This window comes from Aminobacter sp. P9b, from assembly GCF_045345995.1.
GTDB lineage: Bacteria > Pseudomonadota > Alphaproteobacteria > Rhizobiales > Rhizobiaceae > Aminobacter > Aminobacter niigataensis.
The window spans coordinates 4,773,499-4,791,154 of record NZ_CP150082.1 but is presented as its reverse complement, the minus strand read 5'-3'; the positions used below and the strand labels follow the sequence as shown (position 1 = coordinate 4,791,154).

Below are 17,656 nucleotides of genomic sequence, written 5' to 3'. Positions count from 1 at the left end.
GTGATCCTCCGTTCCATCCGGCCTGCCAGCGTGACTCCTGAAAAACCAGCAGAAACTGCAACGCCGTCATCGGCGATCCTGCTGATATTCGCGTCGGGCCTGGTCTTTTCCTTCCTCGACACCAGCGCCAAGCACCTGGTGACGTCGGGCATGGCCGCGCCTTTCGTCACCTGGGTGCGATTTGCGGTCCATGCAATGCTCGTCATGGTGCTGTTCAAGGCGTGGCGGCGGCCAGAGCGCCTGGTGCCGCAGAACATCTGGCTGCAGATACTGCGCGCCGTGTTCATGTTCGGCTCGACCATCTTCAACTTCATGGCGCTGCAGACACTGCAACTCGCCGAAACGGTGTCGATCAATTTCGCCAGCCCGATGGTCATCACCGCGCTTGCCGGGCCGCTGCTCGGCGAGTGGGCCGGCTGGCGGCGCTGGCTTGCCGTCTCGGTCGGGTTCATCGGCGTGATCGTCATCACCCGGCCGGGTTTCGGCGGCTTCGGCATCGGCCACCTGTTTTCGATCTGCGCCATGCTGAGTTCGTCGCTCTACACCATTATGACCCGGCAGATGGGCAGCCGCGAAACGGCGGAGAGCCTGATCCTCTATTCGGCTGTCGTGCCCGCCATCTTCATGCTGCCGGCGCTGCCGCTGGCAGGTTCGATGCCCGCCCATCTCTATGACTGGCTGGTGCTGTTCGGCCTGGGAGTCTTCGGCGGGTTCGGCCACTGGCTGCTGATCAAGGCCTATCAGCGCGCCACAGCCACGGCGCTTGCGCCCTATCCCTATCTGCAGATGGTGTGGATGATCATCCTCGGCTGGCTGGTCTTCGACCAGTTGCCTGACCGCTACACCCTCGCGGGGGCTGCGATCATCGTTGCCAGCGGCCTCTACATCATCCACCGCGAGCACAAGTTGCGGGTCAAGAACCGTGCCGCGCCCAATGCGGAAGCCGAGGAGCTGGCAAAAAAGCTTTGATTTGCCGTTGAACAATGGCATACGGCTTTAAACGGTTTAAAAGACCGTCCGTTCACGCTTGCGGATGGAGGGCCCGCTGGCTCAGAAGATCAAGCTTTCGACGATTGCCGACGCGCTGGGTGTGTCGACCGCTACCGTGTCGCTTGCGCTGCGGGACAGCCCGCTCGTCGCCGACGCCACCCGCGACCGCATCAAGCAGCACGCCCGCGAGATCGGCTATATCTACAATCGCCGCGCCGCCAGCTTGCGCACCTCGCGTTCCGGCATCGTCGGCGTCGTCGTCCACGACATCATGAACCCGTTCTACGCCGAGATACTGCGCTCCATCGAGAGCGAGCTCGACCGCAGCCGGCAGACCTTTATCCTTTCAAACCACTACGACGACCTCGAAAAGCAGCGCACCTTCGTCGACACGCTGCTGCAGCTCGGCGCCGACGGCGTGATCATGTCGCCAGCCATCGGCACGCCGGCCGAAGACATCATCATGGCCGAGGAAAACGGCCTACCCGCCGTACTCATCGCGCGTTCGGTCGAGGGCGCGGAAGTGCCGGTGTTCCGTGGAGACGACGCCTATGGCACCGCGCTTGCCACCAATCATCTCATTTCGCTCGGGCACAAGCGCATCGCCATGATCGGCGGCACCGACCAGACCTCGACCGGCCGTCACCGCTACCAGGGTTATGTCAACGCGATGGAGGCGGCCGGGCTCGAAGTGCTGCCGTCGTGGCGCATCGCCGGTCCGCGCACCAAGCAGGGCGGTTTCGAGGCGGCCGGGCAATTCCTGGCGCTCAAGGACAAGCCGACCGCCGCCTGCTGCTGGAACGATCTCGTCGCCATCGGCCTGATGAACGGCATCGCTCGCGCCGGGCTCGTGCCTGGCATCGACGTTTCGGTCACCGGCTATGACGACCTCGAGGAAGCGCAGATCGCAACGCCGGCGCTGACCACGGTGTGGAACGGCCAGCGCGAGGTCGGCCGCCGCGCCGCGAGTGCGCTGCTCGACAAGCTCAACGGCCAGTCGGTGCGGCCATCGCAGGAACTGATCAAGCCGGAGCTGCACGTCCGGCAGTCGACCGGAAAGCCCAAAGAGCGGACTTGAAAACCGGCCAGGACAGTCGTCCCGGGGCGTAGAACTTACTCAGCAGCCGTCCTTGCCGCATGACGAGCGACGGCATGGGCGCGAACGGCATCGCCGAACGCCTTGAAGATGCGCTGCGAGACGTCGTCGGTGCCGACCCAGTATTCCGGGTGCCACTGCACGCCGACGGCGAAGGCGCGCGAGTCGCGCACGGACACCGCCTCCACCGTGCCGTCCGGCGCCACCGCCTCGACCTGCAATTTCGGGCCGAGCCGTTCGACCGCCTGGCGGTGCACAGAATTGACCATGATGTCGCCGGGGCCGAACACGCCCGCCAGGCAGCTGCCGGGCTTGATGGTGACCGTCTGACGGATGGCGAAACGCTCGTCCTGGATGTCGCTCACCGGGGCGCGGTGATCCATCGAGCCTTCGCGCTCCTGGATCTCGGTGGCGAGGCTGCCGCCGAGAGCGACGTTGAGTTCCTGGATGCCACGGCAGATGGCGAGCAGCGGCACGCCGCGCTCGATCGCCCTGCGGATCAGCGGCATGGTGGTTGAGTCGCGCGCCGGGTCGTAGGGGCCGTTGGCTTCGGTCGCTTCCTCGCCGTAAAGGCGCGGGTCGACGTTCGACTTGGAGCCGGTCAGCATGACGCCATCGACAGACGACAGGAGTTCGTCGAAGTCGAGCCGGTCGCCGAACGACGGCACAAGAAGCGGCAGTACGCCGGCGCCCGATATCGCCGCCTCCAGATATTGCTGGGGCGCCGCATGCCAAGTGTAGTTATCGAACTGGCGGACATCGGTCGACACGGCGACAAGCGGCTGGTGCATGATGAGGTTCAGATCCTTGTGGGAAGCATGCGGTTTCCTTGCCCATAAAATAGGCGATCCGAAGGCTCTTTTCCAACACAAGTTTGCATGCCTGTCATGCGTCGCGAAATCGGGATTAGACTATAGTTTTAGATGCTTGGGCTGCCGCAGCGTTTTCCTAGGCCAAACTTCGAGTGCCCGGCCGGGCGCGCTTTACTCGCACCCTTCGCCGTGTATTGTCGCTGGCGCGTAGTGGGGGGAGGCCAACAATTTCCTCAGCGTCGCATAGGTTCTTTCGGTTCAGCATGGGAGGAATTTGATGGATCGCCGTTCATTTATCAGGAAGGCCGGCGCGACCGGCGTCGGGGCAGCGGCGGCTGCCGCGACGCTTGCAGCACCGGCAATTGCCCAGTCCAATCCCAAGGTTACGTGGCGCCTGGCCTCGTCGTTCCCGAAGTCGCTTTCGGACACGATCTTCGGCGGGGCACTGACGCTTTCAAAGTATGTGTCGGAAGTCACGGACGGCAATTTTCAGATTCAGGTTTTCGCTGCGGGCGAAATCGTTCCCGCACTGCAGGTCGCAGACGCTGTAACGGCCGGCACGATCGAGGCCGCGCATACGGTCTGCTACTATTTCTGGGGCAAGGACCCGACCTGGGCGCTCGGCTCGGCGGTGCCCTTCTCGCTCAACGCGCGCGGCATCAACGCATGGCACTATCAGGGCGGCGGCATCGATCTCTTCAATGAGTTCCTGGGAACGCAGGGCATCGTCGGCTTCCCTAGCGGCAACACCGGCGTCCAGATGGGCGGCTGGTTCCGCAAGGAGATCAACACGGTCGCCGATCTCCAGGGCCTCAAGTTCCGCGTCGGCGGGTTTGCCGGCAAGGTGCTCGAACGCCTCGGCGTCGTTCCCCAGCAGCTCGCTGGCGGCGACATCTACCCGGCCCTGGAAAAGGGCACGATCGATGCTGCTGAATTCGTCGGCCCGTTCGACGACGAAAAGCTCGGCTTCGTGAAGGTCGCGCCGTTCTACTACTACCCCGGCTGGTGGGAAGGCGGTCCGACCGTGCACTCCTTGTTCAACAAGGCCAAGTTCGAGGAACTGCCGAAGCAGTACCAGTCGGTGCTGAAGGTGGCCTGCCAGGCGGCGGACGCGAACATGCTTTCCGCCTACGACTGGCTCAATACGGCCGCTCTGAAACGCCTCGTTGCGGCCGGCGCCCAACTGCGTCCGTTCAGCCCCGAGATCATGTCGGCATCCTTCGACGCGGCAAACCAGACCTATGCCGAGATCGAGGCGGGCAACGCCACATTCAAGAAGACCTGGGAATCGATCAAGGCCTTCCGCAAGGATTACTACCTCAACATGCAGGTCGCCGAATACAACTACGACACCTTCATGATGGTACAGCAGCGCGGCGGCAAACTCTGAGCTGATCGCTACTCGCGAAGAAACCCCGGGGCGCCGCCCCGGGGTTTTTCTTTGCCAGCGGCCAAGGCCGGAACGAAAAAGGGCGCCCGTGGGCGCCCTTTTTGCTTGCCGACAGGTTCAGTTGAAGCTCGGCGGCTTGGACAGGTCGGGGGCCGGGGCTGCCGGTTGGGCAGGCGCGGTACCCGGCGCTGCCGGAGCGGTGCCGCCGGCAGGCGGAGCGCCGAGCGGCGGCAGCCCAAACCCGCCATCCAGGCTGGGCATGTCAGGCATCTTGATCTCGATGCTGCTCGGGTCGACCGTCGGACCCTTGTAGTGCATCACCATCTGCGGGAAGGCGATGGTCAGCCCGATCATGATGATCTGGATGCAGACGAAGGGAACGGCGCCCCAATAGATCTGCCCTGTGGTCACCGGCTCGATGTTCTTGCCGGTGATCCTGTCGAGATAGGGCACGCGCGCTGCCACCGAACGCAGATAGAACAGCGCGAAGCCGAAGGGCGGATGCATGAAGCTGGTCTGCATGTTGACGCCCAACAGGACGCCGAACCAGATCAGGTCAATGCCGAGCTTGTCGGCGGCAGGCGCCAGAAGCGGCACGACGATGAAGGCCAGTTCGAAGAAGTCGAGGAAGAAGGCGAGCAGGAAGACCAGTATGTTGACGGCGATCAGGAAGCCGACCTCGCCGCCGGGCAGCGACACCAGCAGGTGCTCGACCCAGAGATGGCCGTTGACGCCGTAGAAGGTGAGCGAGAAGACGCGCGCGCCGATCAGGATGAAGATGACGAAGGACGACAGCCTCGTGGTCGAGGCCAGCGCCTGTTTGATCACGTCGAAGGACAGCCTGCCCTTCGCCGCGGCCATGATCAGGGCTCCGACCGAGCCCATCGCGCCGCCTTCCGTCGGCGTCGCAATGCCAAGGAAGATGGTGCCGAGCACGAGGAAGATCAGGGCCAGCGGCGGGATCAGCACGATGATGACCTGCTGGGCCAGCCGCGACATCATGTTGGTCTTGAGGCTACGGTCGGCGATCGCCACGATGTAGATGACGATGATGCCGACACAGGCGCCGAGGATGTCGGCGTTGGCGCCGTGGGTCGGCGACAGATAGACATGAGCGGCATAGGCGATCACGGCGGCGAACAGCAGCGCCACGAACAGCGAGGTCACGCCATGACCGAGCGTGCGGGCCTCGAGCGGCAGTGCGGGCATCGCCTTCGGCCGGATGATCGACATCAGCAGGATGTAGCCCATGTAGAGGCTGGTCAGCACCAGGCCGGGGATCAGCGCACCCTTGTACATGTCGCCGACCGAGCGGCCGAGCTGGTCGGCGAGCACGATGAGCACGAGCGAGGGTGGGATGATCTGGGCTAGCGTGCCTGACGCGGCGATGACGCCGGAGGCAAGGCGGCGGTCATAGCCGTAGCGCAGCATGATCGGCAGCGAGATCAGGCCCATGGCGATGACCGAGGCGGCAACCACGCCGGTGGTGGCTGCAAGCAGGGCGCCGACGAAGATCACCGCATAGGCAAGGCCGCCGCGGATTGGTCCGAACAGCTGGCCGATGGTGTCGAGCAGGTCTTCGGCCATGCCCGAACGTTCGAGCACGATACCCATGAAGGTGAAGAACGGGATCGCCAGCAGTGTTTCGTTCGCCATCACCCCCCAGAAGCGCTCCGGAAGGGCGTAGAGAAGCGGCCAGGACAGGTTGATGCTGCCGTTGGAGAAAGGCGCGAGTTCCACGCCGATCAGGAAGAACAGCAGCCCGTTGGCAGCGAGCGAGAAGGCGACCGGGTAACCGACCAGCATGAAGATGATCAGCGAAAAGAACATGATCGGCGCCATGTTCTGGGCGATGAACTCGATCATGAGCGCACCTCGTCGGCGAGCGCCTTGCCTTCGAGTTCCGCCTGTTCGTGGGCAGAGATGAATGGGGTGGGATCATCCATGTCGCCGCGCATGATGGCGACCTTCTTGATGATTTCCGAAATGCCCTGGAAGCCGAGTTGAACGAAACCGATCAGCAGCAGCGCCTTGGCCGGCCACAGGATCAGGCCGCCGGCGCTCGACGACATTTCACCCGAGCGGAACGACAGGCTCACATAGGGGATGAAATAGTAGATCATCAGGAGGACGAACGGCATCAGGAACAGCAGGTGTCCGAGCAGGTCGATCCAGTGCTGCACGCGGCGCGAGAACATGCCGTAGACGACGTCGATGCGGATGTGCTCGTTCTGCTTGAGCGTATAGGCGGCTGCCAGCATGAAGGCGGCGCCGAACAGGTACCATTGCAGCTCCAGCCAGGAGTTGGACGACATGTTGAACGCCTTGCGGACGATCGCGTTACCCGCACTGACGAGGATGGCAACAAGGATCGCCCAGGCGACCATCTTTCCGATTGCCTCGTTGATACGGTCAATGACCCTGGATAGAGCGAGCAGCCCTGCCATGCATTCCTCCCTGATTTGATGGGGCAGCCGTTGTTCCCCGACGTTCTTTTTCCGGCATTCCCCGATGTCCATGGGTATGCCGGTCATGGGTGCCGCGTCAACATAACAGCGCTATGGCGTCAACCGCTGCGAAGGTTGCAAATCCGGGGAAAAAGCTGCGCTGACGCTGCGACATTCAACCAAAGTCGCACGCCAGAAGCTGTGCTTCAGACCGCGCTGGGCGCGTCCTTGCGATCGCCTGCCAGCACCAGCATTGCGGCGAGCAGCGCATACATCCAGGCATCGCGCCATTCGATCGGGAAGTAGCCGGCCCACAGGGCCTCGGCCATGCCGAAGATCGCGGCGCCGAGCGCTGCCCTTCCAGGGCGTAATAGCCGCCGACCGCGGTGATGAACAAAATCTTGAGGCCGTAGACGAGGCCGGCACCGAAGCCGATATTGCCGTAATAGAGCGCTGCCAGAACACCGGCGAGCCCGGCGCAGAGGCCGCCGTACAACAGCGCGCGATGAAACACGCGTGCGGTGTCGATGCCGCAGAGCTGCGCTGCGAACGGATCGTCGGCCGTTGCGCGCCAATGCCGGCCAAAATGGGAGCGGGCCAGGAAAGCCGCGCCGCCGACGATCACCAGCACGACGATCGCCGTATTGATCAGCTGGATGACCGTCAGCGTCGCGACGAAATTGCCGCCGGAGGCGAAGACCACCGGTGTCGCCAGCATCGGCGGCAGCCAATAGTCATGCGTGTCGGCGGCGATGCGGCTCAGTTCCGACAGCACCAGCAGCACGCCGAGCGTGGCGGCGACAATCGCATTGGGCGAGCGGGTGGCGAGCGGAGCGAAGACGGCGCGCGACAGCAGGCGGCTCAGCAATCCCGCATAGGCGAGCGCGATGAGGATGCCGAAGGCGACCGTCGCGGGCAGGGTCAGCCACAGCACCTGCCAGCCATAGACCGCGGTGAGGATCATGGTCTGGCCGCAGAATGCGAAGATGCCGCCATAAGCAAGGTTGGTTCGACGGAGAAGGCCGTTGCCGAGCGCATAGCCGAAAGCCAGCAGTGCATAGATCGCCGCCGAATGCACGCCGTTGAGAAGCTGTTGCAGGAGATAGAGCATGCGCTTTCTGGCTGGTCGGTACGTTCCGCATCGCCGCAAAATTGCGCCCGCGAATCTAACTTGTCAAATTGGCTTTACCAGTTAGATTAAACCATGTCAGTTTCCTGGACCCGGCATCGCTTTTCCGGCGGCGCGCTTGCGCTCGACACCGCCAACACAGTCGTGCTGCGCGGCGACGCCGAGCGCGGCTTCGACCGCTTCGACGATCCCGCCGAGATCGCCCGCTTTGCGGTTGCGGCGACGACGTTTCGCGCCGATGAACTCAAGGGCCGGGCACTTGCCGCAGCCGACCCGCATGCCATCGCCGGCAAGGTCATCGCCCTTCGCGAGACCACGGACCGGCTTTTCCGCGGCGCAGTGGTTGCCGGCGGGCTGGCATCGGCCGACATGCCTGATTTCCTCGATGCCTGTGCCCGGGGGCTCGCCGGGTCGCGCGAAACGTTGACGGCGGCTGCGCCCTTCGGCGTGTCAGCGCAACCGCTGGCATTCGAGGCCGCGCTTGCCGTTTCGGCGCTGTCTCTGATGTCGACCGATGCTCTGTCCCGGCTCAGGAGCTGTCCGAACTGCAGATGGCTGTTCGTCGACCGCAGCCGCAACGGCAGCCGGCTGTGGTGCGACATGGCCGTCTGCGGCAACCGCCAGAAGGCCAGGCGTCATTACAGCAGGCGCAAGGAGGAGGTGGCGAATGCCTGAGCGGAGGTTCTTGCGCACTGCCATAGCACTTTCCGCACTGGCATTGATGGGGCTGGCCGGTTGCCGCGACAGCGGCGCCGAGGGCGAGCACTTCGAGCTGTCCGGCCGCCTGTTCGTGTTCAATTACCGCGTCGCCACCGTCCGCTATATGGTGACCTTGCGGCCGCTCAAGCCGGTCGGCGAAGGCGAAGTAGCCGTGGTGAATTTCGAGAACCCCGCAGGCGGCGAGGCGATCGCCGTGCGCCAGAAGATCTGGCCGCAGAGCGAGAAGGTAACGATAGAAAGCCCGCCGCTCGAATGCGTGGCCAAGGACCGGCCCTACAAGGTGTCGATCGTCATCGAGGGGGCGAAGGGCGAGGCAATGCAGGTGATCGAGACGACGATGGTCTCGTCGCAGGACCAGTCGGTGCTGCCCGACAAGCCGCTTGTCGCCGGGCCGTTCTACGACCTCAATCCTGAGCTCAAGGGACATCCGGACGGGCATTTGCCCGGCGGCCGCGGCGTGAACTGTCCACCTCCGGCCTGAGCATTGCGGTCAGCTTCAATATTCGTGCGCGCTGCGGCCCTCTGCGCTCGGATTATTTCGTGGCAAGCGGCCAAAAGCATCTTCGATTGTTCTTTTCCCCGTGCAAAGAAATTCGTTTGACGCGACAGCCGTGCCCGGAAAAGCTATCCCTAAGCTACCCAAGGTCAGCCGCCCGAATCGGGGGCCGGTTCGGGCACAGGAAATGCTGATGACGCTTCACGACGTCGCTCTCGATGACAAGTTCGATCTCGGCAAGGAGCGGATCTTCCTCTCCGGCGCCCAGGCCGTCATCCGGATGCTGTTGATGCAGCGCGAGCGCGACCGGCTTGCCGGCCTCGATACGGCGGGTTTCGTCTCCGGCTATCGCGGCTCGCCGCTCGGCGGCCTCGACCTGCAGCTGTGGAAGGCCAAGAAGCAACTCGCCCAGTCCAGCATCGTCTTCCAGCCCGGCCTCAACGAGGAATTGGCTGCGACGGCCGTATGGGGCTCGCAGCAGACAGAGCTTCTGGGCGAGGGCAAACATGACGGCGTCTTTTCCGTCTGGTACGGCAAGGGCCCCGGCGTCGACCGTTCGGGCGATGTCTTTCGCCATGCCAACCTTGCGGGATCGTCGAAGAAGGGTGGCGTGCTGGCGCTGATGGGCGACGACCATACCGCCGAATCCTCAACCAATGCGCATGCCACCGAGTTCCTGTTCGTCGACACGATGATCCCGATCCTCAATCCGGGCGGGGTGCAGGAACTGATCGACTACGGCCTTTACGGCTTTGCGCTGTCGCGTTTCGCCGGCACGTGGGCTGCGATCAAATGCGTCAAGGACAACATCGAATCGACCGCCTCCGTCGACGCCTCGCTCGACCGGCTGAACATCGTCATCCCCGAATTCGACATGCCGCCGGGCGGGCTCAACATCCGCCACGAGCTCGACCAGCTTGGCCAGGAAGCGCGGCTGCACGAATACAAGCGCGCTGCGGTCTCCGCCTTCATCCGCGCCAACGGCATCAACCGCATCGTCTATTCCGGCGGCCGCAAGCCGAAGATCGGCATCATCACGGTCGGGAAGAGCTTTCTCGATGTGCGCCAGGCGCTCGACGATCTCGGCATCGACGAGGCAAGTGCCAACCAGCTCGGCATCCGCCTGTTCAAGGTCGGCTGTCCGTGGCCGCTCGACATCGAGCACATCAGGGACTTCGCCAGCGGCCTCGAGATGATCGTCGTCGTCGAGGAAAAGCGCTCGCTGCTCGAGACCCAGGTGCGCGAGGAGTTGTATGGCACCGCGATGCAGCCGAAGGTGGTCGGCAAGCGCGACGAGCGCGGCGACTGGCTGTTTCCGGCCAAGGGCGCGCTCGATCCCAACGACATCGCGATTGCGCTGGGCGAGCGCATCCTCAAGGTCATCGGGCCGTCGGAGGAGATCGCGGCCCGCGTCAGCCGGCTGCGCCAGTACCAGGCGATGCTTGCCGACACCAAGGACGTGGCCTCGCGGACGCCGTTCTTCTGCTCGGGCTGTCCGCACAACACCTCGACCAAGGTGCCCGAGGGATCGATCGCCGGCGCCGGCATCGGCTGTCACTTCATGTCCTTGTGGATGGACCGCAGCACCATCGGCTTCACCGCCATGGGCGGGGAGGGCGCGCAGTGGGTCGGCCAGGCGCCGTTCACCAAGCGCGAGCACATCTTCCAGAATCTCGGCGACGGCACCTACAACCATTCGGGCACGCTGGCGATCCGCTTCGCGCTCGCCTCGGATGCCAACATCACCTACAAGATCCTCTACAACGACGCCGTCGCCATGACCGGCGGCCAGCCACATGAAGGCAGCCTGACCGTCGACATGATCGCCCGACAGGTGCGCGCCGAGGGCGTCGAGCGTATCGCTGTCGTCACCGACGAGCCGGACAAATATGGCGGGCGTTCGCAGTTTCCTGTCGGCGCCACCTTCCATCACCGCGACGATCTCGACCTCGTCCAGCGCGAGTTGCGCGACATCAAGGGCGTTACCGTCCTGCTCTACGACCAGACCTGCGCTGCGGAAAAACGGCGCCGGCGCAAGCGCGGCACCTTCCCCGATCCCGACAAGCGCGTGTTCATCAACGAGTTGGTCTGCGAGGGTTGCGGCGACTGCGGCGTCAAGTCGAGCTGCGTCTCCATCCAGCCCGTCGAGACCGAGTTCGGCCGCAAGCGCAAGATCGACCAGTCGAGCTGCAACAAGGACTTTTCCTGCGTCAACGGCTTCTGCCCGTCCTTCGTCACGGTCCATGGTGCCAAGATCCGCAAGGCCGACGGCATTGCCGGCACCGGCGACCCGCTCGAGGGCGTGCCGGTGGCGAAGGAGTTCGCGCTCGACCGCGACGGCTGGGCGGCGATCATCGACGGCGTCGGCGGCACCGGCGTCGTCACCGTGGGTGCCGTGCTCGGCATGGCAGCCCATCTCGAAGGCAAGGGCTGCGGCATGATCGACATGGCCGGCCTCGCCCAGAAGGGCGGCTCGGTGTTCACCCATGTCCGCATCGCGCGCACGCCCGAAGACATCAACGCCATCCGCGTTTCGGCCGGCAAGGCCGACCTGATCCTGGGCTGCGACCTCGTCGTGTCGGGCGCCAAGAAGGTGCTGGCGGCGGTCCGCGAGAACCACACCATCTTCGTCGCCAACACCGCCGAGATCATGCCCGGCGAGTTCACCCGCTCAGCCGACTTCTCGCTGCCCACCGAGCGGCTCAAGAAGGCCATCCGCGAGGCGGCAGGGGATACGAACGCGCATTTCTTCGATGCCACCCGAACGGCCGCCGCCCTGTTCGGCAATTCGCTCGGCGCCAACATGTTCATGCTCGGCTTCGCCTTCCAGCATGGCGGCCTGCCGCTGTCGGCCGAGGCGATCGAAAAGGCGATCGGGCTCAACGGCGAGGCCGTGGCGATGAACGTCGCCGCCTTCCGCTGGGGCCGGCGCGCCGCACACGAGCCGGAGTTCGTCCGCGCGATGATCGACCGTTCCGGCCGTGGGGCGGAGCCTGCGGTGGCGCAAACGCTCGACGAGGTGATCGCGCGCCGCGCCGAGTTCCTGACTGCCTATCAGAACGCGGCCTACGCCGAACGCTATGTCGGGCGCATCGCTTCGCTTCGCGCGGCAGAGGAGAAGGCTAGGCCCGGATCGACCGTGGTCGCGGAAGCGGCTGCGCGCTCCCTGTTCAAGCTGATGGCGGTCAAAGACGAATACGAGGTTGCGCGGCTCTACACCGACGGCTCGTTCCAGCGTGAACTGGCGAAGCAGTTCCAGGACTACGACCGGCTGGAATTCCATCTCGCGCCGCCGATCCTTGGCCGCAAGGGGGCCGATGGCGTGCCGCGCAAGTCGAGTTTCGGTCCGTGGATGATGAAGGGCTTCAGGCTGCTTTCGGCGATGAAAGGGCTACGCGGCAGCGCATTCGATATCTTCGGCTACACCGCCGAACGCCGCATGGAGCGCCAGTTGCTCGACAGCTACGAAGCCGATCTGGAACTGATCCGTAGCGCGCTGACCAGCGACAACATCGAGGCGGCAGCAGGCCTTGCGTCGGTGCCGCAACTGATCCGCGGCTATGGCCACCTCAAGCATGCCAGCGTCGAAAGGGCTGCAGGCGAACGCGAGCGTCTCGTCCCAAGGTTGAAAGCGCCTCCGACAAGAACTGAGCTTCAGGCCGCCGAATAGTTGATACGACTTGTTTACCTGAACCTAAGGTAGCAGGCTTATTCGGCGCCCGATTGGCAAGCAGATGCTGGCAGCGCCCGGTTTCTAAGCCTTTCTTAAGGCGGATGTGGCAGTCCTTGGCCTCCTAGGCAGGCCTCGGATGCGCAGAAGAAACAACGAGATACCCGTCGACGTCTACATACCCTTCGTGGAAACGCTTTTCCGCGATGGCTCTACGTTGGCTGTCGGTATCATCGCGCAGACCTTCCTGATCGTCGTCGTCTGGTGGAAGACGGCCCATCCGCTCTATCTGGTTGTTGCGATCTGCATGCTGCTTGTCGGCACGCTGCGCATGCGAAATTTCCGCAAGTACAACAGCTTGCCGTCTCCGACGACGTGGGAAGAAGCGCACCAGCGCGAAAATGACTACATTCTCTACGGCTCGCTTCACGGCGCGTCGCTGGGCGCATTTTGCCTCGCGGGTATCTACTTCGCGCACGATACGTTTGCCGAAATCGCCTCAGTTTGCGTGACGCTCGCCACGGCAACGTCGATCGCCGGCCGCAATTATGGCTCACCGCGTATGGTGATCATCCTGATCATCGCCTTGACCTGGCCAATCTCGCTCGGCTTCCTGCTGCGCGGCGACGCCTACCACGTCTTTTTGGGCCTGCTGTCGGCGCCATTCCTCTTTGCGATCCGAAAATTCGCCGACACGGTTCGCGACGTGCTGTTCACCGCCGTGTCGGAAGAGAAGAAAGCCAATCGTCTGGCCCAGCGGTTCAACCGTGCGCTCAACACCATGTCGCATGGCCTGGTCATGCTTGGCCCGGACGGGCGTGTGGCGGTCGCCAATGCCGAGGCTGCGCATCTGATGTCGGTCAAGTCGCCCGAGGCTTTGCTGGGGCGCTCGATCCATGGCTTGCTGATGCGCGGCGTGGCCGGCGGCCAGCTTGCGCTCAAGGACTGCCGCTATATCGAGGCTCAGCTGACGCGGGCGCTGCGCGAAGGCAAGGACCGCAAGGTCCTGGTTGCGCTTGCCAATGGCCAGTGCCTGGAATTTTCCGCACGAGAAGGCAGCCAGGAGCTTGGCGTCATCACCTTCGAGGACGTGACGTCCCGCGTCGCGGCGGAGGAGAAGATCCGTTTCATGGCGCGCTACGACAGCCTGACCGGGCTGCCCAACCGCGCCTATTTCCATGAGGTGGTCGCCGAATGCATCCATGCCGGCGACCGCGATCGGCTCTGCGCCCTTGCCGTGCTCGACCTTGACGACTTCAAGAGCGTCAACGACACGCTCGGCCATCCCGTCGGCGATGGGCTGATCTATGCCGTGGCGGAGCGGCTTGCGGCGTTTGCCAGCGACAACGTCAAGGTCAGCCGCTTCGGCGGCGACGAATTCATGATCTATTTCGACAGGGTCGACGACGAAGCACATCTGACAGCGGAACTCGATCGCATCTTTGCCGAGATGCAAGGCGAGGTCGACGTCGCCGGTCACGTGCTGCGCATCCAGGCGAGCGGTGGCGCGGTCCTGGGACAGGTGCGGGACTCCGAGGTCGATGCGATGATCGTCAAGGCGGATCTCGCACTCTACAAGGCCAAGGACCTTGGCAAGAACAGCTGGCATCTGTTCGAGGCGGTGATGGATGCGGCCTTCCGCAACCGCCAGCTGATGAAGGCCGATCTGCGCAATGCCGTCGAGGCAGGCGCCCTGCGCGTCGTCTACCAGCCAATCGTCTCCATGGCCACGATGCGGATCGCCAGTTGCGAGGCATTGTGCCGTTGGGATCATCCTGAACTCGGGCCGGTCTCGCCGGCCACCTTCATTCCCCTCGCCGAAGAGATGGGCATCATCTCCGAAATCAGCACGTTCGTGCTGCATGCGGCATGTGTGGAATGCGCCAAATGGCCGGCGAAGATCAGTGTCTCGGTCAATCTGTCGGCCAAGGATTTCCGCAACCGCGACGTCATCGACAAGGTGAGGGGGGCACTGGCGAGCTCCGGCCTTGCGCCGCACCGCCTGGAGATCGAGGTCACCGAAACCGCACTGCTCGACGACAAGTCGCTGACGCGCAGCTATGTCGAGGAACTGAAGAGCATTGGCGTGCGCATCGCGCTGGACGATTTCGGCACCGGCTATTCCAGCCTGAGCTACCTGCACAAGCTACCGCTCGACAAAGTCAAGATCGACCGAAGCTTCCTTGCCGACGTCGGTCAGAACCCGCGCTCGCTGCAATTGCTCAAGGGCATCGTCGACCTGTCGCGCCCGCTCGGGCTTGCGGTCACCGTGGAAGGGGTCGAAACCTTCGAACAGCTCAAGATCCTGGCCGTCGAGGTGCAACCCGACCTTGTCCAGGGGTTCCTGTTCGGCTCGGCGCTGTCTTCGTCCGGTATTGAAACGATGTCCAACACCGTCTGGCCTTTCGCCAAGGATATCGGCCTCGCCCGAATCTCGGCCACTCGTTGAGGCGGCCGCAGATACATTGCCGACAGTGTGAAAATGCTTAATTTTCCGTAAACTATTAACCTTAACGGAAGGTAAACAGGAACAGTTTGATTTTCATCTTTACATCACCCCGGCCTCCGCTACCCTTCAGTCGGGCGGAATTACGGGGACTACCATGACCATTCATCAAGCGACGTCCGGCGGCGACGCCGACGTCCAGAGTAGCAGTGCGTCCGAACCGGGGTCGTCATTTGCACGCCACGTTTCGAGCTTGCTTGAGCGTACCGAATACCGTCGTTGCGACAAGGGCGAGGATCTCGAAGACATCTACCGGCTGAGGTACAAATCGTACCGCTCCAACGATATGGTTCCAGACAACGAAAGCCATACGATCAATGACGAGTTGGACGAGGCCCCCAACGCGTATCGTTTTGGTGTCTATGTCGACCAGCATCTTGTGAGCACACTTCGTATCCACCACGTCACCCTGGCCACGCCACTGTCACCGTCGACCAAGGCATTCGGCGACATCGTGATGCCGATGTTGGCCAAGGGGCTGACGTTCATCTGCCCCAGCCGGTTCGCATCCGACCCCGAGTGGTCGCGCGTTTACCCCCAGATCCCCTACATCACGCTTCGCCTCGCCGGGATGGCGTGCTTCCACTTCAAGGCGCCTTACTGCCTGTCGACAGTTCGTGAAGACCACGCTGGCTTCTACAAGCGGATCTATTATTCCGAGCGGATCAGCGAGCCGCGCTCGTATCCGGGCGTATTCAACAAGGTGGTTCTCTATCGCGCCGATGTAAACGCCATTCGCGAGCGCTCCTTCCAGCGCTTTCCCTTCTTCAAGTCGACGCCGATGGAGCAGCGGCTGATGTTCGGCAAGCCACCGCTTGGCGAACTGGCGCCGCTGACCATCCTGCCGACGGCAAAATATTTTCGCGAAGCCGCCTGAGCTCGCGTAAGGTCGCCTTGGCGGCCAGTCCGCAACGGTTGGGAAGAATGAAGACGCCGAGCAAGATGTCCCTTCTTCCTGTCGTCTTGCTGTCGGGAGCGATGCTGTCGGCACCGGCTTTGGCCCAGGACGCGATCGGCATCGCAAATCTCGCCTTCCGTACCGGGCCGTTTGCCGCCGCGGGTACGCCGCTGGCCGATGGCCAGCGCGACTACATGCTGATGCTCAACGAGCGCGACGGCGGCGTCAACGGCATCAAGCTGACCTACAGCGAATGCGAGACCGGCTTCAGCACCGACAAGGCGGCCGAGTGCTACGACCGCACCAAGGCCACCAGTATCGTCACCCAGCCATGGTCGCCCGGCGCCACGCTCGCGATTTTGCCGAAGGCCGCCGCCGACAAGCGGCCGATTCTCGCACCCGGCTACGGCTTTTCGGCGATGGCCGAGGGCAAGGTGTTTCCCTGGGCGTTCAACCCGCCGGTCACCTATTGGGACGGCACTTCGATGATGCTCAAGAGCATCTCCGGTGGAAATCTCGACAGCCTGCGCGGCAAGAAGATCGTGCTTCTTCACCTCGATGCCCCCTATGGCGAAGAACCCATCCCGCTGCTGCAGGAATATTCCGACACCTTCGGCTTCACGCTGCTGCCGATCCCGGTCGGCGTGAAGGAAATGCAGAGCCAGTCGACGCAATGGCAGAAGATTGCGAGCGAGCGCCCGGATTTCGTGCTGCTGTGGGGCTGGGGTGCGATGAATGCGGGGGCTTTCGCCGAGGCGATCAAGACCGGCTTTTCGATGGACAAGCTGGTCGGCATCTGGTGGTCCGGCCATGACGAGGACCTGAAGGCGGTCGGCGCTGCCGGCAAGGGTTATCGCACCCTGTCATGGAACTTGCCGGCGTCGAACGCCGGGGTAATGCAGGACATCCGCAAATATGTCGTCGACGCCGGCACGTCGCTGACTTCGGCAGAAGAACTCGACCAGCTGTTCTACCAGCGCGGCGTGCTGATCTCGATGTTGTCGGTCGAGGCGATCAAGGCCGCGCAGGAGCACTTCGACAAAAGGATCATCAATGCCGAGCAGCTGCGCTGGGGTCTCGAGAACCTGAAGATCGACGCCGACAGGCTCGTCTCGGTCGGCGCGGAGGGGATGATCGGAACGTTCTCGACCTCGTGCGACAACCATGCCGGTCATGCCGCCGCATGGATGCTCAGTTGGGACGGAGAAAAATTCGTCAAGGCTTCCGACGCGCTTACGGCCGATCGCGCGATGATCGCGCCACTGGCCGAACTGGAGGCGCGCAAATATGCCGAGACGCATGCGCCGTGGGCGATGAACGAAGATTGCAAGTTGTAGGGCCGAGCGCTCTTCCGGGGATGAGGCCGAGGTGCCGACGGCAGCACCGAATCGGCAGCCAGGCTTTCGCCACGTGGCCGCAGCGACATCACGCGGATCGAGCGGCAGCAGGCGATTTATCGCTTTTGATTGATTATCTTGTCGCAGCCTATGGGCAATCTTCCC

General features: G+C 63.3%; 12 protein-coding genes and 1 pseudogene. 9 read left to right on the top strand and 4 right to left on the bottom strand.

Going from position 1 to position 17,656, the window contains the following annotated elements:
* Nucleotides 1-30 precede the first annotated feature (30 nt).
* Complete coding sequence (locus tag WHT83_RS23550; protein ID WP_108609744.1) at nt 31-969, top strand: DMT family transporter; 939 nt, start codon at nt 31-33, stop codon at nt 967-969.
* Between the two features lie 64 nt (nt 970-1,033).
* Nucleotides 1,034-2,068, top strand: coding sequence for a LacI family DNA-binding transcriptional regulator (locus WHT83_RS23545; RefSeq protein ID WP_108607008.1), 1,035 nt, complete (start codon nt 1,034-1,036; stop codon nt 2,066-2,068).
* 35 nt (nt 2,069-2,103) lie between these two features.
* On the opposite strand, the gene WHT83_RS23540 is transcribed toward WHT83_RS23545, so the two are convergent.
* The gene (locus tag WHT83_RS23540) at nt 2,104-2,877 is read right to left on the bottom strand and encodes a gamma-glutamyl-gamma-aminobutyrate hydrolase family protein (RefSeq protein ID WP_406872532.1); all 774 of its coding nucleotides are present in this window, start codon (nt 2,875-2,877) and stop codon (nt 2,104-2,106) included.
* A 298-nt stretch (nt 2,878-3,175) separates the two neighbouring features.
* On the opposite strand from WHT83_RS23540, the gene WHT83_RS23535 reads away from it, so the two are divergent.
* A complete protein-coding gene (locus tag WHT83_RS23535; protein WP_108607010.1) occupies nt 3,176-4,288 on the top strand; it encodes a TRAP transporter substrate-binding protein in 1,113 nt (370 codons plus the stop codon).
* A 117-nt stretch (nt 4,289-4,405) separates the two neighbouring features.
* Here WHT83_RS23535 and WHT83_RS23530 read toward each other — a convergent pair whose 3' ends face one another.
* The 3 genes and pseudogenes from WHT83_RS23530 to WHT83_RS23520 form a co-directional block, all read right to left on the bottom strand.
* Nucleotides 4,406-6,154, bottom strand: a complete 1,749-nt coding sequence (locus WHT83_RS23530; RefSeq protein ID WP_108607011.1) for a TRAP transporter large permease subunit — start codon at nt 6,152-6,154, stop codon at nt 4,406-4,408.
* A complete protein-coding gene (locus WHT83_RS23525) occupies nt 6,151-6,735 on the bottom strand; it encodes a TRAP transporter small permease subunit (protein WP_108607012.1) in 585 nt (194 codons plus the stop codon). The genes WHT83_RS23530 and WHT83_RS23525 overlap by 4 nt, the downstream gene beginning before the upstream one ends.
* Before the next feature lie 206 nt (nt 6,736-6,941).
* A pseudogene (locus tag WHT83_RS23520) lies at nt 6,942-7,846 on the bottom strand (branched-chain amino acid ABC transporter permease).
* 93 nt (nt 7,847-7,939) lie between these two features.
* On the opposite strand from WHT83_RS23520, the gene WHT83_RS23515 reads away from it, so the two are divergent.
* From WHT83_RS23515 to WHT83_RS23490, 6 genes are all read left to right on the top strand, one after another.
* The gene (locus WHT83_RS23515; RefSeq protein WP_318763784.1) at nt 7,940-8,539 is read left to right on the top strand and encodes a CGNR zinc finger domain-containing protein; all 600 of its coding nucleotides are present in this window, start codon (nt 7,940-7,942) and stop codon (nt 8,537-8,539) included.
* Nucleotides 8,532-9,065 (top strand): hypothetical protein, encoded by a 534-nt coding sequence (locus tag WHT83_RS23510; RefSeq protein WP_406872531.1) that lies wholly within the window; start codon nt 8,532-8,534, stop codon nt 9,063-9,065. The genes WHT83_RS23515 and WHT83_RS23510 overlap by 8 nt, the downstream gene beginning before the upstream one ends.
* 208 nt (nt 9,066-9,273) lie before the next feature.
* Nucleotides 9,274-12,750: an indolepyruvate ferredoxin oxidoreductase family protein gene (locus tag WHT83_RS23505; protein WP_406872530.1), complete on the top strand. Its 3,477-nt coding sequence runs from the start codon at nt 9,274-9,276 to the stop codon at nt 12,748-12,750.
* Nucleotides 12,751-12,889: 139 nt separating this feature from the next.
* Nucleotides 12,890-15,199: a bifunctional diguanylate cyclase/phosphodiesterase gene (locus WHT83_RS23500; RefSeq protein ID WP_183264487.1), complete on the top strand. Its 2,310-nt coding sequence runs from the start codon at nt 12,890-12,892 to the stop codon at nt 15,197-15,199.
* Nucleotides 15,200-15,353: 154 nt separating this feature from the next.
* Nucleotides 15,354-16,133 carry an N-acyl amino acid synthase FeeM domain-containing protein gene (locus WHT83_RS23495; RefSeq protein WP_406872529.1) on the top strand — a complete coding sequence of 260 codons (780 nt, stop codon included), beginning with the start codon at nt 15,354-15,356 and terminating at the stop codon, nt 16,131-16,133.
* Nucleotides 16,134-16,198: 65 nt separating this feature from the next.
* On the top strand, nt 16,199-17,491 hold the full coding sequence (locus WHT83_RS23490) for an ABC transporter substrate-binding protein (protein ID WP_406872528.1): 1,293 nt from the start codon (nt 16,199-16,201) through the stop codon (nt 17,489-17,491).
* Nucleotides 17,492-17,656: the final 165 nt, after the last annotated feature.

Coding starts and splice junctions, on each gene's coding strand:
- WHT83_RS23535 (WP_108607010.1), top strand. CDS start 3,176: ATGGATCGCCGTTCATTTATCAGGAAGGCCGGCGCGACCGGCGTCGGG.
- WHT83_RS23540 (WP_406872532.1), bottom strand. CDS start 2,877: ATGCACCAGCCGCTTGTCGCCGTGTCGACCGATGTCCGCCAGTTCGAT.
- WHT83_RS23515 (WP_318763784.1), top strand. CDS start 7,940: ATGTCAGTTTCCTGGACCCGGCATCGCTTTTCCGGCGGCGCGCTTGCG.
- WHT83_RS23525 (WP_108607012.1), bottom strand. CDS start 6,735: ATGGCAGGGCTGCTCGCTCTATCCAGGGTCATTGACCGTATCAACGAG.
- WHT83_RS23495 (WP_406872529.1), top strand. CDS start 15,354: ATGACCATTCATCAAGCGACGTCCGGCGGCGACGCCGACGTCCAGAGT.
- WHT83_RS23545 (WP_108607008.1), top strand. CDS start 1,034: ATGGAGGGCCCGCTGGCTCAGAAGATCAAGCTTTCGACGATTGCCGAC.
- WHT83_RS23500 (WP_183264487.1), top strand. CDS start 12,890: ATGCGCAGAAGAAACAACGAGATACCCGTCGACGTCTACATACCCTTC.
- WHT83_RS23510 (WP_406872531.1), top strand. CDS start 8,532: ATGCCTGAGCGGAGGTTCTTGCGCACTGCCATAGCACTTTCCGCACTG.
- WHT83_RS23505 (WP_406872530.1), top strand. CDS start 9,274: ATGACGCTTCACGACGTCGCTCTCGATGACAAGTTCGATCTCGGCAAG.
- WHT83_RS23530 (WP_108607011.1), bottom strand. CDS start 6,154: ATGATCGAGTTCATCGCCCAGAACATGGCGCCGATCATGTTCTTTTCG.
- WHT83_RS23490 (WP_406872528.1), top strand. CDS start 16,199: ATGTCCCTTCTTCCTGTCGTCTTGCTGTCGGGAGCGATGCTGTCGGCA.